Source organism: Xanthomonas sp. (genome assembly GCF_017163755.1).
Lineage (GTDB): Bacteria > Pseudomonadota > Gammaproteobacteria > Xanthomonadales > Xanthomonadaceae > Xanthomonas_A.
Map to the genome: position 1 here is coordinate 72,404 of NZ_JAFIWC010000018.1, position 25,409 is coordinate 97,812.

Annotated in this window: 21 protein-coding genes; 14 read left to right on the forward strand and 7 right to left on the reverse strand. The window is 70.5% G+C overall.

The genetic code is table 11. The features are described from left to right. Positions 1 to 7: 7 nt before the first annotated feature. A complete protein-coding gene (locus tag JR065_RS13280; protein WP_206234723.1) occupies positions 8 to 1,501 on the reverse strand; it encodes a transglutaminase domain-containing protein in 1,494 nt (497 codons plus the stop codon). Positions 1,502 to 1,629: 128 nt separating this feature from the next. Here JR065_RS13280 and JR065_RS13285 point away from each other — a divergent pair, with 128 nt between their 5' ends. From JR065_RS13285 to JR065_RS13310, 6 genes are all read left to right on the forward strand, one after another. Beyond that, positions 1,630 to 3,069 (forward strand): SH3 domain-containing protein, encoded by a 1,440-nt coding sequence (locus JR065_RS13285; RefSeq protein WP_206234724.1) that lies wholly within the window; start codon positions 1,630 to 1,632, stop codon positions 3,067 to 3,069. After that, a complete protein-coding gene (locus tag JR065_RS13290) occupies positions 3,066 to 4,169 on the forward strand; it encodes a dipeptide epimerase (RefSeq protein WP_206234725.1) in 1,104 nt (367 codons plus the stop codon). The genes JR065_RS13285 and JR065_RS13290 overlap by 4 nt, the downstream gene beginning before the upstream one ends. A gap of 803 nt (positions 4,170 to 4,972) precedes the next feature. After that, positions 4,973 to 5,827: a MurR/RpiR family transcriptional regulator gene (locus JR065_RS13295; protein WP_206234726.1), complete on the forward strand. Its 855-nt coding sequence runs from the start codon at positions 4,973 to 4,975 to the stop codon at positions 5,825 to 5,827. A 28-nt stretch (positions 5,828 to 5,855) separates the two neighbouring features. Next, positions 5,856 to 6,659 carry a L,D-transpeptidase family protein gene (locus JR065_RS13300; RefSeq protein ID WP_206234775.1) on the forward strand — a complete coding sequence of 268 codons (804 nt, stop codon included), beginning with the start codon at positions 5,856 to 5,858 and terminating at the stop codon, positions 6,657 to 6,659. Further along, positions 6,656 to 7,954, forward strand: a complete 1,299-nt coding sequence (locus JR065_RS13305) for an APC family permease (RefSeq protein ID WP_206234727.1) — start codon at positions 6,656 to 6,658, stop codon at positions 7,952 to 7,954. The genes JR065_RS13300 and JR065_RS13305 overlap by 4 nt, the downstream gene beginning before the upstream one ends. A 92-nt stretch (positions 7,955 to 8,046) precedes the next feature. Continuing rightward, on the forward strand, positions 8,047 to 8,544 hold the full coding sequence (locus JR065_RS13310; RefSeq protein ID WP_206234728.1) for a hypothetical protein: 498 nt from the start codon (positions 8,047 to 8,049) through the stop codon (positions 8,542 to 8,544). 6 nt (positions 8,545 to 8,550) lie between these two features. Here JR065_RS13310 and JR065_RS13315 read toward each other — a convergent pair whose 3' ends face one another. Further along, positions 8,551 to 9,057, reverse strand: coding sequence for a hypothetical protein (locus tag JR065_RS13315; RefSeq protein ID WP_206234729.1), 507 nt, complete (start codon positions 9,055 to 9,057; stop codon positions 8,551 to 8,553). A gap of 195 nt (positions 9,058 to 9,252) precedes the next feature. Here JR065_RS13315 and JR065_RS13320 point away from each other — a divergent pair, with 195 nt between their 5' ends. Both JR065_RS13320 and JR065_RS13325 read left to right on the forward strand, forming a co-directional pair. Beyond that, complete coding sequence (locus tag JR065_RS13320; protein ID WP_206234730.1) at positions 9,253 to 9,558, forward strand: hypothetical protein; 306 nt, start codon at positions 9,253 to 9,255, stop codon at positions 9,556 to 9,558. 612 nt (positions 9,559 to 10,170) lie between these two features. Next, positions 10,171 to 11,316: a PQQ-dependent sugar dehydrogenase gene (locus JR065_RS13325; protein WP_206234731.1), complete on the forward strand. Its 1,146-nt coding sequence runs from the start codon at positions 10,171 to 10,173 to the stop codon at positions 11,314 to 11,316. 542 nt (positions 11,317 to 11,858) lie between these two features. On the opposite strand, the gene JR065_RS13330 is transcribed toward JR065_RS13325, so the two are convergent. From JR065_RS13330 to tsaD, 5 genes are all read right to left on the reverse strand, one after another. Then, positions 11,859 to 14,036, reverse strand: a complete 2,178-nt coding sequence (locus JR065_RS13330; protein ID WP_206234733.1) for a glycoside hydrolase family 3 N-terminal domain-containing protein — start codon at positions 14,034 to 14,036, stop codon at positions 11,859 to 11,861. A 350-nt stretch (positions 14,037 to 14,386) separates the two neighbouring features. Then, positions 14,387 to 15,328, reverse strand: a complete 942-nt coding sequence (locus JR065_RS13335; RefSeq protein ID WP_206234734.1) for an alpha-E domain-containing protein — start codon at positions 15,326 to 15,328, stop codon at positions 14,387 to 14,389. Then, positions 15,328 to 16,776: a circularly permuted type 2 ATP-grasp protein gene (locus tag JR065_RS13340; protein ID WP_206234735.1), complete on the reverse strand. Its 1,449-nt coding sequence runs from the start codon at positions 16,774 to 16,776 to the stop codon at positions 15,328 to 15,330. The genes JR065_RS13335 and JR065_RS13340 overlap by 1 nt, the downstream gene beginning before the upstream one ends. Positions 16,777 to 17,161: 385 nt before the next feature. Further along, on the reverse strand, positions 17,162 to 17,521 hold the full coding sequence (folB, locus tag JR065_RS13345; RefSeq protein WP_206234736.1) for a dihydroneopterin aldolase: 360 nt from the start codon (positions 17,519 to 17,521) through the stop codon (positions 17,162 to 17,164). Continuing rightward, positions 17,514 to 18,647: a tRNA (adenosine(37)-N6)-threonylcarbamoyltransferase complex transferase subunit TsaD gene (tsaD, locus tag JR065_RS13350; RefSeq protein ID WP_206234737.1), complete on the reverse strand. Its 1,134-nt coding sequence runs from the start codon at positions 18,645 to 18,647 to the stop codon at positions 17,514 to 17,516. Before tsaD ends, folB begins: the two co-directional genes overlap by 8 nt. 111 nt (positions 18,648 to 18,758) lie before the next feature. Between tsaD and JR065_RS13355 the strand changes: the two genes are divergently transcribed. The 6 genes from JR065_RS13355 (at position 18,759) to JR065_RS13380 (ending at position 25,408) form a co-directional block, all read left to right on the forward strand. Beyond that, positions 18,759 to 19,415 carry a hypothetical protein gene (locus tag JR065_RS13355; RefSeq protein WP_206234738.1) on the forward strand — a complete coding sequence of 219 codons (657 nt, stop codon included), beginning with the start codon at positions 18,759 to 18,761 and terminating at the stop codon, positions 19,413 to 19,415. A gap of 50 nt (positions 19,416 to 19,465) precedes the next feature. Then, a complete protein-coding gene (rpsU, locus tag JR065_RS13360) occupies positions 19,466 to 19,681 on the forward strand; it encodes a 30S ribosomal protein S21 (RefSeq protein WP_003465342.1) in 216 nt (71 codons plus the stop codon). Positions 19,682 to 20,038: 357 nt separating this feature from the next. Next, complete coding sequence (locus JR065_RS13365) at positions 20,039 to 20,485, forward strand: GatB/YqeY domain-containing protein (RefSeq protein WP_206234739.1); 447 nt, start codon at positions 20,039 to 20,041, stop codon at positions 20,483 to 20,485. Between the two features lie 174 nt (positions 20,486 to 20,659). Continuing rightward, complete coding sequence (locus JR065_RS13370) at positions 20,660 to 21,574, forward strand: YihY/virulence factor BrkB family protein (protein ID WP_206234740.1); 915 nt, start codon at positions 20,660 to 20,662, stop codon at positions 21,572 to 21,574. Positions 21,575 to 21,640: 66 nt separating this feature from the next. Beyond that, on the forward strand, positions 21,641 to 23,377 hold the full coding sequence (dnaG, locus tag JR065_RS13375) for a DNA primase (protein ID WP_206234741.1): 1,737 nt from the start codon (positions 21,641 to 21,643) through the stop codon (positions 23,375 to 23,377). A 51-nt stretch (positions 23,378 to 23,428) separates the two neighbouring features. After that, positions 23,429 to 25,408, forward strand: a complete 1,980-nt coding sequence (locus JR065_RS13380; protein WP_206234742.1) for a S9 family peptidase — start codon at positions 23,429 to 23,431, stop codon at positions 25,406 to 25,408. Position 25,409 lies beyond the last annotated feature (1 nt).

Genomic DNA, 25,409 nt, shown 5'->3' on the forward strand with positions numbered 1-25,409 from the left:
CCCTGCCTCACGTGCCGTCGGGCGGCAGCATCTTCCAGTCGAAGCGGTAGTCCCATTGGTCGAAGTACAGGTTGCCGCCGCGCCATTCGGCCTCGCCGCGTTGCGAGTCCACGGTCTCGGAGCGGAAGTGGCGCTTGACCGGCAGCAGCGGCCGCGCCCAGTCGTCGTTGAACGCGATGCGGTAGGCGTCCAGGCTGCCCAGGTAGAAGCCGCGCAGCTTCGGGTCGTCGCTGTCCAGCGCGCCGGTGGTCACGTCCATCGGCACCCAGCCGTACGGCGCCAGGTACAGCCAGCCCCAGTCGTGCATGTTGTCGTAGCCCATCGCCTCGTCGGAGAAGGTCCAGCCCGACTGCCAGCGCGCGGGAATGCCGTTCAGGCGCAGCAGCGCGATCAGCAGCAGGGTCTGCTGGCCGCAGTCGGCATGGCCGGCGTGCAGCGCGTAGTCGCTGATGTTGGACAGGGTCGAGTACTCGCGCGCGCCGGCCCAGGGAATGCGGTCCACCGCGGCGAACAGGCGCTGGGCGATGCGGTAGGGGTTCTTCTCCTGGCCCACCGCCTTGCGCGAGAACTCGCGCAGCGCCGGGGTGAACACCACGTGCGGCGGGCGCTGCTCCAGGTACGGCGCCAGCGCCGGATCGGCCGGCGCCGGCCGCACCCGCGCCGGATCGAGATCGAAATGCCGCGCATGGACGGTCAGCTCGTAGCTCACCGAGAACTCGGTCGGCGTGCCCGCCTGCGCGATGCGTTCCAGGTAGGCGGTGCGCTGCAGCGCGTCCTGCGGCGCCACGCGCACGCCGGCGGGGACGCTGCCGAGCAGGCGGATGTCCTGCTGCTGCCCGGCGATATCGCGCGGATACGGGATCCAGGCGCGCACGGTCTCGCCAGCCGGCACCGCATCGGCCTTCACCGTCAGCGACTGGGTGACGCGCAGGCGCCGCGGCGCGACGCTGCTGGCGCCGCTGGACGCGGCGGCCGCGAGCACTTCGCGGTGATGCGGGTGCAGGCGTTCGTAGGGGCCGTCGCGCGGCGGCGGCACATCCGGCGCGCGCCGCGCCGCGGCCTCGGCGCTGAGGCGCAACAGGTTGGACGGCGCGCGATTGAAATAGCGGCGCTCGCCGTCGATGTCCATGCGCTCGAGCAGGCCGGCGGCGTCCCAGGCGGCGAACTCGGCCTCGCGCAGGTCCGGGATCCACTGCCGCAGCCGGCGCTTGGCGGCGGCCTCGTCCAGGCCGAAATCCAGCCGGATGCGGCGCATGCGCTCGCGCTGGAATGCGTACTCGCCGCGCTGTTGCGCGGTCGTGGACGCGTTCGCCAGCGCCGCGGCGATACGCCGTTCGGCCTGGCCGAAACGGCCGGCGTCGATGTCGGCGATCACCTGCGGCAGCGGCGGCGGCTCGCCGGCGCCCGCCGGCCGCGCGCACAGGCACGCCAGCAGCAGCACCGCCCATGCGCCCCAGGACGCGGCATAGCGCGAAGAATGCTGGCGGAGGCGGGGTTCCACGACGACACTTCACCGGAACAGGGCGGTAACCGCTGTGTAGCACGCCCCTGGTAGCGGGTCAATAATTTATTCTTGCAATCAAGCGAGAAAGGAATAAATATTCTTTGCCATTCCTCGGGAGCCGTTCCATGACCATCCCCCGCCGGCGCACGACGCGCGCCTTCTGGCTGTCGGCCACGCTCGGCGTGGCGCTGGCGGCCACCGCCACGCTGGCGGCGCGCGAGTTGCCGCGCGTGCCGGTCGATGCGCGGACCGGGATCGTGGCGCTGCAGCCGCAGCAACTCGAACCGGCGTACTGGATCGCGCGCCAGCCCGATCCCGACCGCAGCATCCTCGACCGCGCCGGCATCGACGCGCAGAACGCGCGCATGCGTGCCAGCGACCCGGCGATCGAGGACATCGCCGGGCTGCCGTCGCCGCTGCCTGCGGCGCTGGTGCAAGAGCGGATCCAGGCGCTGTCCTCGCGTCCCACCCGCACGCTCTACGACGCGCGCGGCGCGGCGCTGGATGCGGCGCGCATCGACGGCTTCGTCGCCGGCCTGGCGCTGGACGCCATCCCCGCCACGCGCGAGCTGCGCTACGGGCTGGTGGTCAAGCGCGCGGCGCTGCGCACCTTCCCGACCCGCGAACGCGTGTTCTCCACGCCCGGCGACACCGACATCGACCGTTTCCAGGAATCGGCGCTGTTCCCGGGCGATGCGGTGGCGGTGCTGCACGTCAGCCGCGACGGGCAGTGGCTGTTCGTGGCCAGCGAGCGCTACAGCGCCTGGATCGACCGCACCGCCGTGGCCATCGGCGATGCCGCGCAGGTGCTCGGCTATGCACGGCGCGCGCCCTACCGCATCGTCACCGGCGCCACCGCATTCACCGCCTACACCCCGGAGCGGCCCGAGCTGTCGCGGCTGCAGCTGGACATGGGCGTGCGCGTGCCGGTGCTGGCCGACTGGCCGGCGCAGCGGCCGGTCAACGGCCAGCATCCGGCCACCTCGCACGTGATCGAACTGCCCGTACGCAACGCCGACGGCAGCCTGGCGCTGGCGCCGGCGCTGCTGCCGCGCAGCGAGGACACCGCCGCCGACTACCTGCCGCTGACCCCGCGCAACCTGATCGCGCAGGCGTTCAAGTTCCTCGGCGAGCGCTATGGCTGGGGCCACGACTACGGCACCCGCGACTGCAGCGGCTTCGTCTCGGAGATCTACCGCAGCTTCGGCGTGCTGATGCCGCGCAACACCAGCGCGCAGGCGATCAGCCCGGCACTGGACCGCATCGCCTTCGACAAGCGCGACGGCCCGCGCGAGCGCATGGACGCGGTGCGGCGCCTGCAGGTCGGCGACCTGGTCTACATCCCCGGCCACGTCATGCTCGCGCTCGGGCACGCCGACGGGCTGGCCTACATGATCCACGACACCGCTGGCGGCGGCTGGCTCGGCGCCGACGGCCGGCGCGCGTCGGCGCATCTGAACGGCGTATCGGTGACGCCGCTGGAGCCGATGCTGGCCAGCGACACCGTCACCTACGTCGACCGCATCACCAACATCCAGCGCCTTCGCGCCAAGAGCCCCGAATGAAGATCACCGATATCCAGCTCGGCATGCTGCGCGTGCCGCTGAAGACCCCGTTCAAGACCGCGCTGCGCACCGTGGAGACGGTCGAGGACGTGGTGGTGCTGGTCCGCACCGACAGCGGCCACACCGGCTACGGCGAGGCGCCGGCCACCGCGCCGATCACCGGCGATACCCACGGCTCGATCGTGGAGGCCATCGACCGCTACATCAAGCCGCGCCTGCTTGGCCAGGACATCGCCGACCTCAACCGCATCACCGGCCTGATCCAGTCCGCGCTGGAGCGCAACACCAGCGCCAAGGCCGCGGTGGAGATCGCGGTCTACGACCTGTGGGGCCAGCTCTACGACGCGCCGCTGTACAAGCTGCTCGGCGGCGGCGACCCGGTCATCACCACCGACATCACCATCAGCGTGGACTACATCGACAAGATGGTGGCCGACTCGCTGTCGGCGATCGAGCGCGGCTTCGAGTCGCTGAAGATCAAGGTCGGCAAGGACATCGGCCTGGACATCGAGCGGGTCAAGGCGATCCATGCCGCGGTCGAAGGCCGCGCGCTGCTGCGTCTGGACGCCAACCAGGGCTGGACCGCCAAGCAGGCGGTGCAGGCGATGCGCGCGCTGGAGGATGCCGGCGTGCTGCTCGAGTTGCTGGAGCAGCCGGTGAAGGCCGCGGACATCGACGGGCTCAAGTACGTCACCGACCGGGTCAACACGCCGGTGATGGCCGACGAGAGCGTGTTCGGGCCGGCGCAGGTGATCGACCTGATCCAGCGCCGCGCCGCGGACATCATCAACATCAAGCTGATGAAGACCGGCGGGCTGTCCAACGCGATCCGCATCGCCGACATCGCGGCGTTGAACGGGGTGCAGTGCATGATCGGCTGCATGATCGAGTCGAGCATCAGCGTGGCGGCGGCGGTGCACCTGGCGGTGGCCAAGGCGGACATCATCACCAAGGTGGACCTGGACGGCCCGTCGCTGGGCCTGTTCAACCCGGTCGAGGGCGGGGTGATGTTCAACGAGTCGGAGATCACGATCACCGACGCGCCGGGGCTGGGCATCCGCGAGATCCGCGGCCTGGAACTGCTGCCGCCGCGCGGGTGATGCAACGCTGCGCGCGGCACGGTGCATCACGCGAGGTCGTTTCCGTCGCCGCCGTTAGACCCGCCTCACCGGTTCCACCGCTGTTGCTCTTGCTTTGGCTGTTGCTGTTGCTGTTGCTTTTCTGCTGTTGCTTTTGACTTACCGGGTCCCATCCGCAGCGGCGGCTACGTCGGGGAAAAACCCCGCAGGGGCGGCGCACAGGGATGTGCGCCGTTCGCGGCAGGGGCAGGATGCCCCTTCCGCGAATCCCCGGCGTAGACGCGGACCTGGAGCGCGCAGCGCGGAAGGCGCGAGGACGGGCGTGCTTTCTTTTGGTTACTTTTCTTTGCACGAGCAAAGAAAAGTGACCCGCGTTAGCGGAAGCTGTTGCTGTTGCTGTTGCTGTGCTCCCACAAGCAAAACCCAAGCACAAGCAACAGCAAAGCTTTCGCCTTGCGGCGAGTTACTTTTCTTTGCTTGTGCAAAGAAAAGTAACCAAAAGAAAGCACACCCTACTCCGCGCCCTCCGCGCTGCGCGCTCCGGGTCCGCGAACAGACCGGGATTCGCGTAGGGGGCATCCTGCCCCTTTCGCGAACGGCGCACATCCATGTGCGCCGCCCCTTCGGGGTTTTTCCCGGCCTGTTCGCCGCTACGTAAGGGACCCAGTAAGTCAAAGGCACAAGCAACAGCAACAGCAGGAGCAAAGCAGAGCAAGAGCAAGAGCAAGAACAAGGCTATTTTGCGTAGCCTCGGGCCGCGGATTCCTTTACAACCTCATCGACACTCACCCGTACCGACAGAACTGCGGACTCCATATCGCCCCATGCCACCCCTGGTCAAAATCCGCTCCGAGCGCGCACGCATGTCGGCCATCGAACGCCGCATCGCCGACTTCATCGTCGACAACGCCCACCTGCTGCGCGACTACTCCTCGCAACAGCTCGCCAGCGCGCTGGGCATCAGCCAGTCCAGCGTGGTCAAGTTCAGCCAGAAGCTAGGCTTCAAGGGCTACCCGGACCTGAAGTACTCCATCGGCCAGGCCGTCGCGCGCAGCGGCGGCGGGCAGGACAGCGCGCAGCCGCCGGCGGCCGACCTGGACAACGACGACTACCTGCGCCTGGACCAGGCCCTGCGCCGCAGCAAGGCCGCCGCCGAGGAGGAGACCCGCCTGCTCAACCCGCGCGCGGAGATCGAGCGGGTGGTCGCGCTGATCGACCAGGCGCCCAAGGTGTTCGTCTGCGGCCTCGGCGACGACGGCCTATTCGCGCGCGAGTTCGCGATGCGCCTGTCGCTGCTCGGCGTGCTCACCGTGCACCACGCCGATCCGATCCTGATGATGGCCAACCTGTCGGCCGCGCGCCCGGACGACGTGCTGCTGATGTTCTCCGAGTTCGGCAAGCTGCCGGCGCTGTCGCAGATCACGCGCCAGTTCCAGGCCGGCGCCGGCCGCGTGGTGGCGATCACCCGGCACACCGCCAACCCGCTGCGCGCGCATGCCGACGCCGCGCTGGCGGTGTCGGCGCACGATCCTGCGCCGCATATCCAGCAACTGTTGTACCGTGCCTCGTTGCAGCACCTGCTCGACTTCGTGTTCGTGCTGCTGTGCCAGACCAACCCCGACCGCCACCGCCAGCTGGCGATCAACCTGGAGCGGGTCCAGCACCTGCTCGACGCCTGACCGGCCGCTACCGGAGAATCGCATGCCGATGTTCCCGTCCTTCACCGCCGCGCGCCGCGCCGTCCCGGGCCGCGCGCTGGCCTGCCTGGCGGCGCTCGCGCTCGCCGTGGCCGCCATCGGCAGCGCCCACGCCGCCGCGCCGCAGGCCATGCGGCAGGCGCGGCAGCTGGTGCTGGTGATCGCGCCGGACTGGAACAGCCCGCGCGGGCGGCTGCAGGCGTTCGAACGCGACGGCGACGGCTGGCGCGCGCACGGCGAGGGCTTCGCCGTGGCGCTGGGACGCAACGGCAGCGCCTGGGGCGAAGGCCTGCATCCGGCGCAGGCGGCCGCGCCGCAGAAGCGCGAAGGCGACGGCCGCAGCCCGGCCGGGGCGTTCGCGATCGGCGAAGCGTTCGGCTATGCCGAGCGCGCCGACACCGCGCTGCCGTACCGCGCGATGCGCGCCAGCAGCTACTGCATCGACGTGCCCGACTCGCCGCTGTACAACCGTATCGTCGATGCCGAGGCGGTCGGCGCCGAGGCCGTCGCAGGCTCCACCGAACCGATGCGCCTGGACCTGCACAAGGAGGGCGACGGCCGCTACCGCGAGGGCTTCGTGATCGAACACAATCCGCGCGCGCGGCCCGGCGCCGGCAGCTGCATCTTCGCCCACCTGTGGCGCGCGCCCGGCGAAGCCACCGCCGGCTGCACGGCGATGACGCCCGAGCACATGCGCGGCCTGCTGGCCTGGCTGCAGCCGTCGGCCAGGCCGCTGTTCGTGCTGCTGCCGGCGCACGAGTACCGGCGCCTGCGCGAGGCATGGTCGCTGCCGGCCGTGGAGCCGGCGCCATGAGCGAGCCCGAACGTCCCGGGCTGGTCCGCGCGGTCAGCCGCTGGCAGATCGTCGGGTTGTCGATCAACGACGTGATCGGCAGCGGCATCTACCTGCTGCCCGCCGCCACCGCCGCGCTGCTCGGGCCGCTGAGCCTGTGGGCGGTGCTGCTGGCCGGGCTGGCGGTGGCGCTGCTGGTGCTGTGCTACGCGCAGGCCGCCAGCTACTTCGACGAACCCGGCGGCAGCTACCTGTATGCGCGCGAGGCGTTCGGCCGCTTCGCCGGCTTCGAGATCGGCTGGATGATCTGGCTGACCCGGATCAGCTCGGCCGCCGCGCTCAGCAACGGCCTGGCCGACGCGGTGGTGCGCTTCTGGCCGGCCGCCGCCGGCGGCGGCGCACGGCTGGCGATCGTGGTCGGCTCGCTCGGCCTGCTCACCGCGATCAACGTGATCGGGGTGAAGTCGGCCGCGCGCACCGGGGTGGCGCTGGTGATCGGCAAACTGGTGCCGCTGCTGCTGTTCGTGGCCATCGGCCTGTTCTACGTGGACTGGTCGTGGGCGTTCTCCGGCCAGGCGCCGGACCCGCGCGACTTCGGCAACATGGGCGAAGCGGCGCTGCTGCTGCTGTTCGCCTATGCCGGCTTCGAGAACATCCCCGCCGCCGCCGGCGAGTACCGCAATCCGCGCCGCGACGTGCCGTTCGCGCTGATCACGATGATCGTCACCGTGACCCTCATCTACGCGGCGGTGCAGGTCGTGGCGCAGGGCACGCTGGCCAACGTGGCGCAGTCGGCGACGCCGCTGGCCGACGCGGCCAGCGGCTTCGGCGGCGAGGCGCTGGCGCTGATCCTCACCGTCGGCGCCACCATCTCCATCCTCGGCACCACCAGCAACACGGTGATGCTCGGGCCGCGCTTCCTGTTCGCGCTGGCGCAGGACGGCTACGGGCCGGCGATTCTGGCGCGGGTGCATCCGCGCTTCCGCACCCCGGCCGCGGCGATCGTGCTGCAGGGCGTGCTGTCGCTGGCGCTGGCGCTGTCCGGCTCGTTCGTGAAGCTGGCGCTGCTGTCGATGGTGACCCGGCTGTTCGCCTACATCGGCACCGCCGCGGCGGTGCTGGTGCTGGCGCGGCGCTACGGCGACCGCCCCGGCGCGCTGCAGCTGCCCGGCGGGCCGCTGATCCCGGTCGCGGCGTTGCTGCTGGCGCTGGCGCTGCTGCTCAGCGCCAGCTGGCAGAACCTGGCCGCGGCCGGTGCGGCGCTGCTGGTCGGGGCGGTGTTCTACGCGTTCCCGCGCACCCCGGCACGGCCCTGAGGCGGTCTTCACGCAGCGCTGCGGCGTTGTCACGCACCGCTAACCAGGCCGTGGCGACCCTGTAGGCCCGAGCCGACCGGACGAATGCCGCGATGAAACTACGCCGTGTCTACAGCACGCCCGATGTCGCCACCGCGACCCGCGTCTTGCAGGCGGCGCGCAGCGCCGGCGTGGACAACGACGACCTGTCGCTGATCGCGCGCGGCGACATCGAACTGCAGGCCATTCCCGACGACCGCAAGGACGCCAAGACCGACTTCGTGCCCGCGGCCGCGCGCGGCGCGCTGGGCGGCGGCGCGGCCGGCCTGCTGGCCGGACTGGTCGCGATCGCGGTGCCGCCGCTGGGCATCACCCTGGCCGGCGCCGGGGTGATGACGCTGGCGGGCGCGCTGGTCGGCACCTGGTCCTCGGCGCTGGTCGGCGCCACCGTCGCCGATCCGGTACGACGCACGTTCGAGGAGGAGATCGAGGCCGGCCGCATCCTGGTGGTGATCGAAGGCGAGACGGCGCAGTTGGAAAGGGCCGATCCGGCCATGGTGTCCGCCGGCGCGACCGCGCTGCCCTACGAGGCCGCGGCCGCCGCCCAATAGCGCGGCCTACGGCGCCGAGGCCAGCGCACGCATCCGCTGCATCAGGCCCAGCCCCTGCACCAGCGAATAGGCGATCAGCGCCGAGGCGATCGCCAGCGTCAGCGGGCTGGCGTGCTGCAGCGTCTGTGCGCTGCCGCCGGAGAAGCCGCCGCTGGCCCAGCGCCAGGCCAGGCGGCCGAGCAGCAGCGCGCTGAGGCCGGCGCCGATCCACGGATTGGGGACATAGGTGCGTACGCCCTGGTGCAGTTCGATGCGCGTATGCCGCAAGCCGAATATCCCCAGGGCGACGCCGGCCAGCGCACCGCCGGCCATGCCCAGGCGCACCGCCGGCAGCATCGCCGCCAGGTACGCCAGGCCCAGCCCGAGCACGCCCAGCAGCGCCAGCCGCGCCAGCGTGCGCCGCGGTTGCCACGGTTGCCGGCCGAAGTAGCGGCGCAGGCGGCGGTAGTAGATCCAGCCGATGCCCGCGGTGGCGAGATACGGCGTCAGCAATGCGAGTCCGGTGGCGGCCATGCGGGGTGTCCTGGAGCGGATGGGAGGTGCACGGCGATGCTACGGAGCGGCGCACGCCGCCGCACCTGCCGCTTGTCACTTTTTTCGCCCGCCGCGCCGCACGACGCCCGCTTCATGGACCCGTCACGCAGCGCTGGAACGGCATTAACGGCCCCGGCGCTAGCGTCGGCTGCACAGCAACCACAGGAGACGGCGATGAGCGTTCCCTACCAGATCCCCGGACGCGAACCCAACGACGACGAACGCAGCGCCGTGTCGCAGTACTGGCGCGAGCGCTTCGTCGACGAGCCGTACTACACCGAAGGCGAGCGCTTCGAGGACTACGAACCGGCCTACCATGTCGGCCACGAGGCGCGCGTGCGCAACCTCGCCCAGGCCTACGAGCAGGTGGAAGCCGACCTGCACCGGCAATGGGATGCCGACAAGGGCTCGGCGACGTTGAGCTGGAGCAAGGCCCGGCATGCGGTGCGCCGCGCCTGGGAGCGTGCGGGCCAGCGCTGAACTCTCGCGACGGACGGGGCGTACCATCGCGTGCGCCGACGCTGCGCCGTTCCGTAGTACACGCGAAACCGACGAAGTCGCCAGCACGTCGCCAGCGCTTCTGCGAGAGCCCCCGTGCGAGCTCCCGTGCGGGCTTGCCCATGCCGCGATGCACGGGAGCTCAGCGCTGTGCAGGGGAGCCTCAGCGGAGCGGATAGCGGTCGACATGTGCGATGGTGCCGAACCGTTGGATCAGCCAGGAACGCGGCAACGGTGTTGGCCGGCGCATGCACAGCCGCCTTGCTTCGCAATCGCAGCAATGACACGCGTCGATCTGGATTCTTCGCAGCGCAGGATCGCGATGTCCAGGTCACCGTTGCAGTCATCAATCGTAGCGATTCGTGTCGGTCGAGAATGCAAGATCGGCCGCCCACGAGCGAACACACTCGCAGTCGTGTCACATCCGTGTCATGTCGCAGGATGCGATGCCTCCACGCGCGCGCGTCCCGTCCGCGTTGGTGCGCGCACGCACCACGCCCGTGACCGGCGCCACGTCTTCGACACTGCATGCTTGCCGCCAACGCTGGGTTTGCTAGCGTCCGGTATTCGACTCCTCCTTCCGACAGGTGCGCCATGCAACGTTCTTCTCTGGGTCTGGCTTGCGGTCTTGCCTTGGGTCTGGCGGTCTTCGCGGCGCAGGCCGCGGCACCGGCGAAAGTCAGCGAAAAACGCGGCGACTGGCCGTTCACCGCCACGCCCCAGGCCACCTTCAACGAGCCGTGGGCGATGAGCTTCCTGCCCGACGGCACCGCGCTGGTCACCGAGAAGCGCGGCGCCCTGAAGCGCTTCGATCCGGCCAGCGGCCAGGTCGGCAGCATCAGCGGCGTGCCCAAGGTGGCCTACGGCGGCCAGGGCGGCTTCGGCGACGTGCTGCCGCACCCGGGCTTCGCCCAGAACGGCTGGGTCTATCTGAGCTATGCCGAGGCCGGCGAAGGCGATACCCGCGGCGGCGCGGTGGCGCGGGCCAAGCTCACGTTGAATGCCGACGGCAGCGGCGCGCTGTCGGAGCTGAAGGTGATCTGGCGCCAGCAGCCGAAGGTGACCGGCTCGGGCCACTACGGCCACCGCCTGGCGTTCGGCCCGGACGGCAAGCTGTGGATCAGCTCCAGCGAGCGGCAGAAGTTCGATCCGGCGCAGGACATGAGCGGCAACCTGGGCAAGATCGTGCGCCTGAATGCCGACGGCAGCGTGCCGGCCGACAATCCCTTCGCCAGGCAGGGCGGCGTCGCCGCGCAGGTGTGGTCGCTCGGCCACCGCAACGTGCTCGGGCTGGCGTTCGATGCCAACGGCCTGCTGTGGGAGCACGAGATGGGGCCGGCCGGCGGCGACGAACTGAACCTGATCCAGCGCGGCGCCAACTACGGCTATCCGATCGTGTCCAACGGCGACCACTACGACGGACGCCCGATTCCCGACCACGACACGCGCCCGGAGTTCGCCGCGCCGAAGGTCAGCTGGACGCCGGTGATCTCGCCGGCCGGCTTCATCATCTACAGCGGCAGCCAGTTCCCGCAGTGGCGCGGCAACGGCTTCATCGGCGGGCTGTCGTCGCAGGCGCTGGTGCGGATCGAGTTCAATGGCGAGAAAGCGCGCGAAGCGGCGCGCTACGACATGGGCAAGCGCATCCGCGAAGTGGAGCAGGGACCGGATGGCGCGATCTGGCTGCTGGAGGACGGCAGCGGCGGACGCCTGCTGCAGTTGCGGCCGCTGGACGGTTGAGCCGCGGCCGCGCCGAGGCGACCGCAGCCCCTCAGTCTCGCGGTCGCGTTCGGCCAGTCGGAGCGCAGCCTCTGCAAGCGCTTCAGTCCCGACGACGCATCGGCTGGAAGGCGCCGGGACCCGAGCGCCTCCATGCTGACGGTCGAAGGCCGACTGCGGGCGCGAGCCCATGCCGGCTTGCGCGCGAAGTCGGCGCGCCAGCTGGCCGGCTTCGTGACCACGGCGCGGCAAGCGGCGCCGCGCGTCTGCTTGGGCCTGGTTTCGTCCAAGCGGGTGGATCACACCAACGCTCCGTGCCTGTCGCCGCTGGCGTGGGCGGTCCAACCGCTACCTGGAACGGCCGCATCCGTGTCGCTGCGGACAGCTGCAGGGCTGCTCCCAGCCAGGCACCGGCCTTTGTGGAGGCGCAGGTTCGGCCCGCGCCGGCCAACGCGACCGCGAGCCCCCAACGTCGCCCACGGTTCGCTTCGGCGACGCGCAGCTGACCAGCCCTGACGCCACTGGCAGCCCCGCCTTCAGGGCCGCTCAATGGCGCGCTCGCGTTACGCCTTCGGCAGCAGTTCGAAGCTCACCGGCTCGCCGCTGGTCGACGATGCGCAGACCCACAGGTCGAACAGGCCCGGCTCGGCTTCGAAGCGGCCGTGGCGATCGGTGAACGCCAGCGCGCGGCGATCCAGCGTGAACACCACGTCCACGCCCTGCCCCGGTTGCAGCAGCACCTTGCGGAAGCCCTTCAGTTCGCGCACCGGGCGCACCCGGCTGGCGACGCGGTCGTGCACGTACAGCTGCACCACTTCCTCGCCGGCGACCTCGCCGACGTTGTCCAGCCGCGTGGTCACGGTCAGCGTGTCGTCCCAGCGCAGCTGCGCGCGATCCAGCTGCGGCGGGCCATAGACGAAGCGCGTATAGCTCAGGCCGTGGCCGAACGAATACAGCGCCTCGTTGGGGATCTCCCGCCAGCGCGCCTTGTACTCGCTCATCGTCGGCAGCTCCGGGCGGCCGGTGCGCGGGTGGTTGTAGAAGTACGGCTGCTGGCCGGCATCGAGCGGGAAACTCACCGGCAGCCGCGCCGACGGGTTGTAGTCGCCGAACAGCACGTCGGCCACCGCCGGGCCGGTCTGCGTGCCCAGGTACCAAGTCACCGCGATCGCCGCCGCGTCGCGCACCGCGCCGTGCAGCGCCAGCGCGCGGCCGTTGCGCAGCAGCACCACCAGCGGCTTGCCGCTGGCCGCCACCGCCTCGGCCAGCGCCTGCTGCGCCGCCGGCAGCACGATCTGCGTGCGCGACTGCGCCTCGCCGCTGTAGCGCTGCGGCTCGCCCAGCGCCAGCACCACCACGTCGGCCACCTGCGCGGCGGCCAGCGCCGCGTCGATGCCGCCGTCCAGCGGCGCTTCCAGTTCGCAGCCCGGCACCACCACCAGCGCCGCCGGATCGGCCAGCGCTGCGCGCATGCCGTCTTCCAGGGTCACGTAGCGGTCCTTGTCGCCGAACAGGGTCCAGCAGCCTTCGATGTTCTCGCGGTCCTGCGCGAACGGGCCGATCAGGGCGATGGTCTGCCCGCTCTTGCGCAGCGGCAGCACCGGGCCGTCGTTCTTCAGCAGCACGATCGAACGCCGCGCCGCGTCGCGCGCCAGCGCATCGTGCGCGGGGATGTGCGCCTGGTCGGCTTCGCGCGCCGGATCCAGCGAACGGTAGGGATCGTCGAACAGGCCGATGGCCTCCTTCAGCGCCAGCACCCGCCGCACCGCCTCGTCCAGCGCCGCCATCGGCACCTCCCCGTCTTCCACCAGCGACGGCAGGTGCGCGGCATAGAAGCCGCTCTGCATGCTCATGTCCATGCCGGCCAGGAACGCCTTCCTGGTGGCGTCGCGCTCATCGCTGGCATAGCCGTGCGCGATCAGCTCCATGTCGGCGGTGTAGTCGGAGATCACCACGCCCGGGAACTTCCATTCCCCGCGCAGGATCTCGGTCAGCAATTCGTGGTTGGCGCTGGCCGGCACGCCGTTGATGTCGTTGAACGAGGTCATCACGCTGAGCGCGCCGGCGGCGAACGCGGCCTGGAACGGCGGCAGGTGCACGTCGCGCAGGGTCTGCGGCGCGATGTCCACCGCGTTGTAGTCCATGCCCGCGGCGACCGCGCCGTAGGCCGCGAAGTGCTTGGGCGTGGCCAGCAGCGAGTCGTGCGCGCGCAGGTCCTCGCCCTGGAAGCCGCGCACGCGCGCGGCGGCGAACGCGCAGCCCAGCACCACGTCCTCGCCGGCGCCTTCGGCGCCGCGGCCCCAGCGCTGGTCGCGGGCGATGTCCACCGCCGGCGCATAGGTCCAGTGGATGCCGGCGGCGGTGGCCTCGATCGCGGTGGCGCGCGCGGTGCGCGCGGCCAGTTCCGGCTCGAAGCTGGCGGCCTCGCCCAGCGGGATCGGGAACACCGTGCGCATGCCGTGAATCACGTCGGCGGCCAGCACCACCGGGATGCCGAGCCGGCTCTCCTGCAGCGCCACGGTCTGGATCTGGCGGCCGAGCGCCGCGCCCACCCCGTTGAACAGCGAGCCCACCTTGCCGGCGCGCACCTGCTGCAGCACCTCGTCGGCATTGCTGACATTGGCCTCCGGATTCACGTCCGGGGCGAACGGGCGCACCATGTCAGCGAAAACGCCGAGCTGGCCGACCTTCTCTTCGAGGGTCATGCGGGCGATGAGCGATTCGATACGATCCGAAGCCATGGGGTCCTTTGAGAAAACGTTTACATAGCCGTCAATTCTAGCTCTCCGGCCTGGCGAGCGGGCAAGTCGGCGGCCATTTCCGGCCCCTATTCAGGAACTGTCTACCGCGCCGCGGCGGGCGTCAGCCCCGCGATCACTGGTGCCGGCAGCGGCGCGGCGGCCCCGCGCGGCCTGCGCAAGCCTACCCGTTTGCCGCCGACACCGGCGCCGGCCATCGCCCCCCGCGGCACCGTCCGGTACCGCGTCGCAGTGCATCCACAGCGCCGCCTGTCCGCTGCCGTCTGTAGGAGCGGCTTCAGCCGCGACAACCAAGCCGCCAATCTTCTGCGCGGCGTCGGTCGCCATCGTCCCTACGCGCTGAAGTAGGCGTCGGCGATCGCGGCGTGCAGGTGGCCCAGGTGGGTCTGGATCTCGTCCATGAACGCGGCCGGGTTGTGCCGGGCCAGGTAGGCCGGGTCGGCGTTGCGCACCAGCCCGTTGATCCGCATCAGCGCGCGCTCCACCGCCGGGCGCGGCGGCATCGTCGGCAGGATGTGCTGGGCGCGGGTCAGGCAGAAGTGCACGCTGCGCGGGAAATCGTTGTTCTGCAGCAGGAAGCGCAGCGCGTGCTCGCCGGTGACGCGCTGGCGCATGTGCCGCCGGTACATCTGGTAGGCCGCCAGCGAGCGCAGCACGCTCATCCACTGCATGTTCTGGTAGGCCTCCAGGTCGTCGGCCTTGCGCGGCGTGATCAGGCCGGAGGCGCCGGCGTCGATGATGCGCGTGGTCATGTCGGCCTGTTCGATCGCCGTGCCCAGGCGCAGGAACTGGAAGCCGATGTCGCGGCTGACGTTGGCGGTAAGCAGCCCGGAGACCTTCAGGCAGGCGTCGGTGACCCGGTTGAGGAAATCCATCCGGTAGCGGCGGCCGATGCTGCGCTCGCCGTTGGCGTCGATGTACAGGTGCAGGTCGTTGACCGCTTCCCACACCTCCTGCGGCAGCGTGTCGCGGATGCTGCGCAGCAGTTCGCGCGCCTGCTGCGCGGAACTGCGCAGCGAGGAGGGATTGCGCTCGTCCAGCAGCAGGAAGCGCACCACGTCGGTGTCGCCGACGTCGTCGCCGGCGTTGGGAAACCACAGGTTGAAGTTCTCGCCGGCGCCGACCGTGTCGATCATCGGCCGCCAGGCGAACCGCACCGAGCGCGGCAGGTCCAGCTGCAGCAGGCTGCCCACGCCGACCAGCCGCGCGGTGGTCTCGGCGCGGCGCACGTAGCGGCTGAACCAGTAGAGGCTGTCGGCGACGCGCGAAAGCATCAGTCCAGCTCCTCGTCCAGGTCCACCACCCAGGTGTCCTTGGCGCCACCGCCTTGCGAGGAGTTCACCACCAGCGACCCCTCCTCCATCGCCACCCGGGTCAACCCGCCGGTGGTGACGTAGACGTCCTCGCGCGAGAGGATGAACGGCCGCAGGTCCAGGTGCCGCGCCGCCGGGCCGGCCTCGGTGACGATCGGCGCGGTGGACAGGCCCAGCGTCGGCTGCGCCATGTAGTTGCGCGGGTCGGCCTGGATCAGCTTGCGGAACTTGTCGCGCTGGCGCTTGGTCGAGCGCGGCCCGATCAGCATGCCGTAGCCGCCGGATTCGTTGGCCGGCTTCACCACCAGCTGTTCGAGGTGCTCGAGCACGTATTGCCGGTCCTTGTCGTCATGGCACAGGTAGCTGGGCACGTTGGGCAGGATCGGCTCCTCGTCCAGGTAGTAGCGGATCATCTTCGGCACGTAGGCGAACACCACCTTGTCGTCGGCCACGCCGGCGCCCGGCGCATTGGCCAGCGCCACCCTGCCGGCGCGCCAGCTGCGGATCAGCCCCGGCACGCCGAGCACCGAATCGGGGTGGAACACCTCCGGGTCCAGGAACAGGTCGTCCACGCGGCGGTAGATCACGTCCACGCGGCGCGGACCGTACACGGTGCGCATGTAGGTGCAGTCGTCGTCGGCGACGAACAGGTCGTCGCCCTCGACCAGCTCGATGCCCATCGCCTGCGCCAGGTAGGCGTGCTCGAAGTAGGCGCTGTTGAACATGCCCGGGGTCAGCAGCGCGATCACCGGCTGGTCGCCGGGACGCGGCGACAGCGCCGCCAGCGTGTCGTACAGCTGCGACGGGTATTCGTCCACCGGCAGGATCGCACTGGTGTCGAACAGTTCCGGGAACACCCGCTTGGCGACCATGCGGTTCTCGAGCATGTACGACACGCCGCTGGGAATGCGCAGGTTGTCTTCCAGCGCGTACAGCGTGCCGTCGGCGTCGCGCACCAGGTCCGAACCGCACACGTGCGCCCATACGCCGAGCGCCGGGTTGATGCCCACGCACTGCGGGCGGAAGTTCACCGAGTGCTCGAGCAGCATTCCCGGGAACACCTTGTCCTGGATGATCCGCTGTTCGCCGTAGACATCGCCGATGAACAGGTTGAGCGCGCGCATGCGCTGCTTCAGCCCGGCTTCGGTGCGCTGCCACTCGCTGAGCGGGATCACCCGCGGGATCAGGTCGAACGGCAGCGTGCGGTCGACGTTGCGGCCGTCCGAATACACGGTGAAGGTGATGCCCATGACCCGCGCGGCGACATCGGCGGCGAGCTGGCGCTCGGACAACTCGCGCCCGGACAGGCTGGACAGGTATTCGATGACCCGGCGGGCGGCGGGGCGCGGCCGGCCGTCGGCCTGGATCAGCTCGTCGTAGGTGGCCGTGCGGTACTTGCTCCAGTCCATCGTGCCCCTGCGGTGTACGCCATCCCGGCGCGATCGGCCGGATGTTGCGTTGCACAGCAACATGCCCGTTACCGTGATGAGCGTCAAGCAGGGCGGCCGAGCGCGCCATGCCGGCGGCGGCGGGCGAACAAGCTGCATGCGGTGCCAGCCACGCCGGCGGCGCAACACAGCCGCTGCGCGCCACGCGATGTACGCGGCGCCACGGGACGCTCGACATGCCGCTTTTTTTCTGTAGGAGCGGCTTCAGCCGCGACAGAAACCCAAACGTCAGCGGCATACCGGCAGATCGGTCGCGGCTGAAGCCGCTCCTACAGAGGGGCAACGGCGCGGGACAGCGGATCGCGCCGCAGCGCCGCCGGGGGCCGTGGCCGCCGCCGCCCGCGGATCAATCTTCCTGGCGGCTGCGCTCGATGATCACGCCCACCGCCTGCGTGCCGCGCACCGCGCCGGGCTTGCTGAGCTTGAGCCGCAGCCAGCGCACGTCGAACTCGGCCAGCACGATCGCCGCGCAGCGCTCGGCCAGCGTCTCGACCAGGCCGAAATCCGATTGCTCCACGACCTCCACCAGGCGCTTGCTGACCGCCTTGTAGTTGAGCGTATCGGCGATGTCGTCGCTGGCCGCGGGCTTGCGGTTGTCGAAACCCATTTCCAGGTCGAAGCGCAGCGTCTGGCGGATCCGCCGCTCCCAATCGTAGATGCCGATCAGCGCGTCGATTTCCAGGCCTTCGATGAAAACCTTATCCATGCTCGGGACTCGGGACCGGGGACTCGGGACCCGGAAAAGCGGGAGTCTGAGGCTCTACCGGGTCCCGGGTCCCGAGTCCCGGGTCCCGCGGCCTCGCTGCCGCCAACGGCGGCAGCGATGCCATGTCCCACCGCGGCGTCACCTGCACCGCCGCGTCGCTGTACTGGCCGGCCTGCAGGCGCAGCGCGCCGGCGAAGGCGATCATCGCGCCGTTGTCGGTGCACAGCGCCGGGCGCGGGAAACAGGCGCGTCCGCCGCGCTTGAGCGCCATCGCCTGCAGCTTGGCGCGCAGGCGCTGGTTGGCGCCGACGCCGCCGGCCACCACGATCACGTCGCTGCCGGCCGCGTCCAGCGCGCGCTCGCACTTGATCGCCAGCGTATCGACCACCGCGTCCTCGAAACCGCGTGCGATGTCGGCACGGGTCGCCTCGCTCTGGTCGCTGTCGCGCCAGGCCAGCAGCACCTGGGTCTTGAGCCCGGAGAAGCTGAAGTCCAGGCCCGGGCGGTCGGTCATCGGCCGCGCGAAGCGGAACCGGCCCGGCGTGCCCTGCGCGGCCAGCGCCGCCAGCTGCGGTCCGCCCGGGTACGGCAGGCCCATCATCTTGGCGGTCTTGTCGAAGGCTTCGCCGGCGGCGTCGTCCAGGGTCTCGCCGAGCAGGCGGTAGCGGCCGATCGCCTCGACCGCGACCAGCTGGGTATGGCCGCCGGACACCAGCAGCGCGACGAACGGCGCCGCCGGCGGATCGTCCTCCATCAGCGGCGCCAGCAGGTGGCCTTCCATGTGGTGGACGCCGATCGCCGGCACCTCCAGCGCCCAGGCCAGCGACCGCGCCACGCCGGCGCCGACCAGCAGCGCGCCGACCAGGCCCGGGCCGGCGGTGTAGGCCACGCCGTCGATGTCGCGCACGCCCAGCCCGGCCTCGTCCAGGGTCTGCCGGATCAGCGGCAGCAGCTTGCGCACATGGTCGCGGCTGGCCAGTTCCGGTACCACCCCGCCGTACTCGGCGTGCAGCGCGATCTGGCTGTACAGCGCATGCGCGCGCAACGCCGCCGCGCCGGACAGGCCGGTGTCGTAGACGGCCACGCCGGTTTCGTCGCAACTGGATTCGATGCCTAGGACGCGCATCGCGGTATCCGCAAAGAAGAGCAAGAAGTCACAGAACGGTTCCGTCGAGGAAGCAGGCCGATTAGGCTGGTGGCCGGAAAGCCGCACATCACACGCAAGGACGTGGACGCGATGCTGGGAGTTTACAAGGTCGAGCGCTGGGATCTGGCGCAACTGCAGGGCCTGGTCCGCGCCGTCGCCGGGGCCGGCGTCCAGGCTGAGGCGCAGTGGTACCGGGGCAGCCGGCGCTGCGCGCCGGAACAGGCCAACCGCCTGGTGCTGGTCCAGGCCGGCAAGCCGTTCCTGCAGCAGCGCGGCGCCCGCGGCACGGTCCATCCGCAGCGGCTGCCCGCCGCGCAGGCCCAGGCCCTGCTCGCGGTGGTGCATCGGCACGGGCTGAGCGCACCGCCGCGCTACGCGCTGGGCGTGGCCTGCGCGGCGGCGTACCTGCTGCTGTACCTGCTGCTGGTGCTGCCGGCGTCGAGCCGGATCGGCCCGCTGTTCGGGGCCATCTCGCTGATCAGCCTGCTGCTGAGCCTGCTGGCGCTGGGACTGGGCGTGGCGCTGGCGCATGGCAGCCTGCGGCTGCGCGGCCGCTGGCTGCTGTTGCTCGGCGCGCCGGGGCTGCTGCTGCACGCGCCCGGCTCGCTGCTGCTGTTGCCGCTGGTGCGGCAGATCATGGCCGCCTGGCTCCACTACCGGGCGCGCGAAGCGCAGCGGCGGGTCGAATCGCAGGCCCCGTCCGCCGCCGCGACGGCCGACTTGCACGGCTCAAATCAGTCGCTATAATGTGCGGCTCGCCGGGCGTGACCCGGTCATCATTGTGTCCCGGAGATTCCATGCCCAGCGTCAAAGTCCGCGAGAACGAGCCCTTCGAGTTTGCGCTCCGTCGCTTCAAGCGCACCTGCGAAAAGGCCGGCGTGCTGGCCGAAACCCGCAAGCGCGAGTTCTACGAAAAGCCGACCCAGGAACGCAAGCGCAAGGCCGCAGCCGCGGTGAAGCGCCAGCTGCGCCGGACGTCTCGCGACGTCACCAAGCGTCAGCGTCTGTACTGAGGATCGCGGTTTGCGGTAGCGGAATGTGCCGGTTTCGGCATCCGCTACGGCAAGCCACCGAAGCCGGCACGCGCAAGCGTCGCCGGCTTTTTGTGTGCTCGGCCGATCCGCGCGGCGATACGTCCAGGGCCCATGCGCGGCCTGATGCGCCGCGCATTCGCGCGCCACGCGCCGGAGCCGGCGACCTGCCGCACCGACCGGGCCGTCGTCGTCCACCGCGGGATCCTGCGGATGGCCCACAGTGCCGCAGGCCGGTTCATCGGCAGCCCGTCGGGACGACATCGCCCGCATCGTGCCGCGGCTCGCCTCCTAGAATAAGCAACCCCCGTTCTTTCCCTTTTCCCCCTAGAGCCCCTCATGACCCTCAAGCAGCAGCTCACCGACGACATGAAGGCCGCGATGAAGTCCGGCGACAAGCACAGCCTGGGCGTGATCCGGCTGATCAACGCCGCGATCAAGCAGAAGGAAGTGGACGAGCGCGTGGAGATGGACGATGCCGCCGTGCTCGCGGTGATGGACAAGATGGTCAAGCAGCGCAAGGACTCGGTGAACCAGTACGAGGCCGCCGGGCGCGAGGACCTGGCGGCGATCGAGCGCGAGGAGATCACAGTGATCGAGCGCTACCTGCCGGCCAAGCTCGGCGAAGCCGAGATCGTCGCGGCGATCCGCGACGCGATCGCGCAGACCGGCGCCAGCGGCCCGGCCGACATGGGCAAGCTGATGGGCGTGCTCAAGCCCAAGCTCGCCGGCCAGGCCGACATGGGCCTGGTCTCGACGCTGGTCAAGCAGCAACTGGCCGGCTGAGCCGCGCAGCGCCTGTTGGCGCTACGCGCCAAGCCGTAGCGCCCGCCCAACGCCATCGCAACAGGCCTGGCTTCACCCGCCTTTCGGCCCGGGGCTGCTACAACGCCCCCGGGCCTGCGGACCTTCCGCGCCGCCGCCGGCCCGCCGATCCCGCGCGCCGCCACGTCCGAAGGCATGTCCATCTCCCTGTCGCCCGAACGCCTGCACAAGCATCTCGCGCGCCTGCAGCAGAGCCTGCCCGCGGCGCTGTTGCGGCGCTTCGTCGAGATCGACGTGATGACCCAGTCGGCGTCGCTGTCGTTCTACGCGCTGCTGTCGCTGGCGCCGCTACTGGTGCTGCTGCTGTGGCTGACCGCCTCGCTGTACCCGCAAGCGCAGCAGGCCTTCATCGAACAGATCGGGCAGCTGGCCGGGCACGGTGCGCGCGAGGTCGCACAGACCATCATCAACAACGCCAAGGACCAGCCCAGCATCGGCTCGCTGGCCGGGCTGTGGAGCACGCTGCTGCTGTTCGTCGGCGCCACCGCGGTGTTCGCGCAGCTGCAGAACGCGCTGAACCTGATCTTCCGCACCGACGCGCAGCGGCTGGAGGGCATCGTCGCCTGGTTCAAGAAGCGCGTGTTCTCCTTCGGCGTGGTGTTCGCGCTGGGCTTCCTGCTGCTGATCTCGATGATCCTCACCACGGTGCTGCAGGTGGCCTTCGCGCGGCTGCCGTCGCTGCTGCCGGCGGTGGGCTACGTGTCGACGCTGGTGATCTACATGCTCGCCTTCGCGGTGCTCTACCACTACCTGCCCGACCGCCGCGTGGAATGGCGCCAGGCCCTGCTCGGCGGCGCGATCACCGCCTGCCTGTTCGTGATCGGCCGCTACGCGATCGGCCTGTACATCGCCACCGCCGCGCCGGGCAGCGCCTACGGCTCAATGGGCGCGCTGGTGATCCTGCTGGTGTGGATCTACTACGCCAGCGTGGTGTTCTTCGTCGGCGCGCTGATCACCGCGGTGATCGACGAGCGCCTGCGCTCCAAGCGCAAACTGGCCGCGGCCGGCATCGATGCCGCCGCGGCCGACCCGGTGCCGCCACCGCCATAGGCCCTGCCGGCGCCCGCGCGGCGGATTGATCCGCGGCGACGGCCGGGCGCATGGCATCCTATTGCGATGGCCCGCATCCCCGACGCGTTCATCGACGACCTGCTTGCCCGCACCGACATCGTCGAGGTGGTGGGCACGCGCGTGCCGCTGAAGCGCCAGGGCAAGGAATACGCGGCGCGCTGCCCGTTCCACGACGAGCGCTCGGCTTCGTTCACGGTGTCGCCGACCAAGCAGTTCTACCACTGCTTCGGCTGCGGCGCGCACGGCACCGCGATCAGCTTCCTGATGAACTACGACCGCCTCGAGTTCCTCGACGCGGTCGACGAACTGGCCAAGCGCGCCGGCATGGAAGTGCCGCGCGACGCGCAGCAGCGCGGCGCCGCGCAGGCCGCAGGCGACGACCACCGCGACCTGTATTCGGCGCTGGACGCGGCGGCGAAGTTCTTCCAGCGCCAGCTCGAGGGCAGCGACAAGGCGCGCCAGTACCTGGATGGGCGCGGCGTCGACGCCGAGAACCGCGCGCGCTTCGCCATCGGCTACGCGCCGGACGGCTACAGCGCGCTGAAGGACGCGCTGGGCACCGACGAGCGCCGCAGCAAGCTGCTCGATCGCGCCGGGCTGTTCTCCAAGAACGAACGCGGCCACGTCTACGACAAGTTCCGCGACCGGGTGATGTTCCCGATCTTCGACCGCCGCGGCCGGGTGATCGCCTTCGGCGGCCGGGTGATGGACAAGGACGACGGCCCCAAGTACCTGAACTCGCCGGAGACCGCGCTGTTCCACAAGGGCCGCGAACTGTACGGCCTGTGGCAGGTGCGCCAGGCCAACCAGAAGATCGAGCGGCTGGTCGTGGTCGAGGGCTACATGGACGTGGTCTCGCTGTTCCAGTTCGGCGTGACCCAGGCGGTGGCCACGCTGGGCACGGCGACCACGCCGGACCATGCCGAACTGTTGTTCCGCAACGCGCCGGACGTGTTCTTCTGCTTCGACGGCGACGCCGCCGGACGCCGCGCCGGCTGGAAGGCGCTGGAATCGGTGCTGCCGCGGATGAAGGACGGACGCCAGGCGTTCTTCCTGTTCCTGCCCGACGGCGAGGATCCGGACAGCATCGTGCGCAAGGAGGGCGCGGACGGTTTCGGCGAGCGCCTGCGCCAGGCCACGCCGCTGTCGCAGTTCTTCTTCGACGAGCTGTCGCGCGAAGTGAACCTGGCTACGCTCGACGGCAAGGCGCGGCTGGCCGAGCGCGCGCGGCCGATGCTGGCGCAGATCCCCGACGGCGCCTTCGGCGACCTGATGCGCCAGCGCCTGGCCGAGATCACCGGCATCGGCGGCCCCGCGCCCGCCGCCGCGCAACCGGCCAAGCCGCCGCCGCGCGCGGTGCGCCCGGCGCAAAAACGCAGCCTGGTGCGCGAGGCGATCGTGCGCCTGCTGCATACCCCGTCGCTGGCGCTGGACCTGCGCCCGCCCTATCCGTTCGCCGGCCTGCGCCTGCCCGGCATCGAGCTGATGATCGAACTGCTGCAGATCGTGCACGCGCGCCCGGAGATCACCACCGGCGCGCTGCTGGAGCAATTCCACGAGCGCGAAGAGCTGCCCGCGCTGCAGAAGCTGGCCGTGCAGGACATTCCCGGCGACACCGCCAGCTGGCGCCAGGAACTGCACGACGTGGTGGTGCAGCTGGAAACCCAGACCCTGCAGCAGCGGCTGGAGGAACTGCAGGCCAAGCAGCGCGCGCAGGGCCTGGACGACACCGACAAGTACGAACTGCGCGAATTGCTGCGGCTGCGACCCGGCGCGCGCTGATCGCCCGCCGTGGTGGCTAAGATGGCGGCTCCCCGTTCGGAGTGCGCCTGCATGCGTCGTACATTCCCGTTGCTCGCCAGCCTGGCGCTGGCCCTGCCGCTGCCCGCCCTCGCCCAGCACGAACCGGCCGCGGTGGCGCGCGAGACGGTCGGCGTGCGCACCAGCGAGAACATTCCGGCGCTGCCGCCGGCGCTGGTCGAACAGCTGGCGCGCTACCAGAACACGCGCGGCGCCGAACTGGCCGGCTGGACCCGCGACGGCTGCCTGCTGGTCGGCACCCGCTTCGCCGAGACCGCGCAGGTGCACCGGGTCTGCCAGCCGCTGGGCATGCGCGAACAGCTGACCTTCTATCCCGAGCCGGTGAAGGCCGAGGCCGCGCCGGCCAGCAGCGGCCGCAACGGCTTCGTGCTGAGCAAGGACCGCGGCGGCGACGAGTTCTTCCAGCTGTACTGGTACGACCTGGACACGCGCCAGACCACGCTGTGGAGCGACGGAAAGTCACGCAACCAGGCGCCGCTGTTCTCGCCCGACGGGCGCTGGTTCGCCTGGTCCAGCACCGCGCGCAACGGTACCGATACCGACGTGTGGCTGCTGGACCTGAAGACCGGCGCCAAGCGCGCGCTGGTCACCGAGGGCGGCAGCTGGAGCGCGCTGGACTTCGCGCCGGACGGCACCCGCCTGCTGGTGCAGAAATACGTGTCCGCCAACGAGGCCTACCCGGGCGAAGTGGACCTGGCCAGCGGCCGGCTGACGCTGTTTCCGGTCGACGGCGGCAAGGCCGCGTTCGGCGGCTTCAAGTACGCGCACGACGGCAAGCGCGTGTTCTTCGTTTCCGACGAGCCGGTGGACGGGCGCCCCAGCGATTTCCGGCGACTGCGCCTGCACGCGCCTGGACGCGGCGCGCCGCAGCTGATCAGCGCCGGCATCGACTGGGACGTGGAACTGTTCGAACTGTCCCCGGACGGCAAGCGCCTGGCCTTCGTCAGCAACGAGGACGGCATCGGCCGCCTGCACCTGCGCGAGCTGCCGTCGTTGCGCGAACTGCCGCTGCCGGCGCTGCCGGTGGGCGTGATCGGCGCGCTGGCGTTCGCGCCGGACAGCCAGCGCCTGGCGCTGAGCCTGAACACCGCGACCTCGCCCAGCGACGTGCAGGTGATCGACCTGCGCACGCAACGCGCGACCGCCTGGACCCGCAGCGAAGTCGGCGGCCTGGACACGGCGCAGTTCGTCGCCCCGACGCTGGTGCGCTTCCCCAGCTTCGACCAGGTCGACGGCCGGCCGCGCACGATCCCGGCGTTCTACTACAAGCCGCAGCAGCCGCCCCGGCACGGCCGCTATCCGGTGGTGATCAGCATCCACGGCGGTCCCGAAGGCCAGGCGCAGCCGGTGTTCACCCCCAGCACCCAGTTCCTGGCCAACGAGCTGGGCGTGGCGGTCGTGGTGCCGAACGTGCGCGGCTCGTCGGGCTACGGCAAGTCCTACTTGCTGCTGGACAACGGCGACAAGCGCGAGGACTCGGTCAAGGACATCGGCGCGCTGCTGGACTGGATCGAGCGCCAGCCGGAGCTGGACGCCAAGCGCGTGGGCGTGGTCGGCGGCAGCTACGGCGGCTACATGGTGCTGGCCTCGCTGATGCACTATGGGGAACGCCTGCGCGCCGGCATCGACGTGGTCGGCATCTCCGATTTCCGCACCTTCCTGAAGAACACCGAGGACTACCGCCGCGACCTGCGCCGCGCCGAGTACGGCGACGAGCGCGATCCGGCGATGGCCGCGTTCTTCCAGCGCATCGCGCCGCTGGAGCACGCCCAGCGCATCCGCTCGCCGCTGTTCGTCGCGCAGGGCCGCAACGACCCGCGCGTGCCGTACACCGAAGCGCGGCAGATCGTGGAGGCGGTGCGCGGCAACGGCCGGCCGGTGTGGTACCTGGAGTTCGCCGACGAAGGCCACGGCTTCCGCAAGAAGGCCAATGTCGACTACTTCGGCGCCGCCAGCATCCTGTTCTGGCAACAGCACCTGCTGGAGCCGTGAG

Coding starts and splice junctions, on each gene's coding strand:
- JR065_RS13325 (WP_206234731.1), top strand. CDS start 10,171: ATGCAACGTTCTTCTCTGGGTCTGGCTTGCGGTCTTGCCTTGGGTCTG.
- JR065_RS13320 (WP_206234730.1), top strand. CDS start 9,253: ATGAGCGTTCCCTACCAGATCCCCGGACGCGAACCCAACGACGACGAA.
- rpsU (WP_003465342.1), top strand. CDS start 19,466: ATGCCCAGCGTCAAAGTCCGCGAGAACGAGCCCTTCGAGTTTGCGCTC.
- JR065_RS13355 (WP_206234738.1), top strand. CDS start 18,759: ATGCTGGGAGTTTACAAGGTCGAGCGCTGGGATCTGGCGCAACTGCAG.
- JR065_RS13300 (WP_206234775.1), top strand. CDS start 5,856: ATGTTCCCGTCCTTCACCGCCGCGCGCCGCGCCGTCCCGGGCCGCGCG.
- JR065_RS13370 (WP_206234740.1), top strand. CDS start 20,660: ATGTCCATCTCCCTGTCGCCCGAACGCCTGCACAAGCATCTCGCGCGC.
- JR065_RS13295 (WP_206234726.1), top strand. CDS start 4,973: ATGCCACCCCTGGTCAAAATCCGCTCCGAGCGCGCACGCATGTCGGCC.
- dnaG (WP_206234741.1), top strand. CDS start 21,641: ATGGCCCGCATCCCCGACGCGTTCATCGACGACCTGCTTGCCCGCACC.
- JR065_RS13365 (WP_206234739.1), top strand. CDS start 20,039: ATGACCCTCAAGCAGCAGCTCACCGACGACATGAAGGCCGCGATGAAG.
- tsaD (WP_206234737.1), bottom strand. CDS start 18,647: ATGCGCGTCCTAGGCATCGAATCCAGTTGCGACGAAACCGGCGTGGCC.
- JR065_RS13285 (WP_206234724.1), top strand. CDS start 1,630: ATGACCATCCCCCGCCGGCGCACGACGCGCGCCTTCTGGCTGTCGGCC.
- JR065_RS13305 (WP_206234727.1), top strand. CDS start 6,656: ATGAGCGAGCCCGAACGTCCCGGGCTGGTCCGCGCGGTCAGCCGCTGG.
- JR065_RS13315 (WP_206234729.1), bottom strand. CDS start 9,057: ATGGCCGCCACCGGACTCGCATTGCTGACGCCGTATCTCGCCACCGCG.
- JR065_RS13335 (WP_206234734.1), bottom strand. CDS start 15,328: ATGCTTTCGCGCGTCGCCGACAGCCTCTACTGGTTCAGCCGCTACGTG.
- JR065_RS13340 (WP_206234735.1), bottom strand. CDS start 16,776: ATGGACTGGAGCAAGTACCGCACGGCCACCTACGACGAGCTGATCCAG.
- JR065_RS13330 (WP_206234733.1), bottom strand. CDS start 14,036: ATGGCTTCGGATCGTATCGAATCGCTCATCGCCCGCATGACCCTCGAA.
- JR065_RS13380 (WP_206234742.1), top strand. CDS start 23,429: ATGCGTCGTACATTCCCGTTGCTCGCCAGCCTGGCGCTGGCCCTGCCG.
- JR065_RS13310 (WP_206234728.1), top strand. CDS start 8,047: ATGAAACTACGCCGTGTCTACAGCACGCCCGATGTCGCCACCGCGACC.
- JR065_RS13290 (WP_206234725.1), top strand. CDS start 3,066: ATGAAGATCACCGATATCCAGCTCGGCATGCTGCGCGTGCCGCTGAAG.
- folB (WP_206234736.1), bottom strand. CDS start 17,521: ATGGATAAGGTTTTCATCGAAGGCCTGGAAATCGACGCGCTGATCGGC.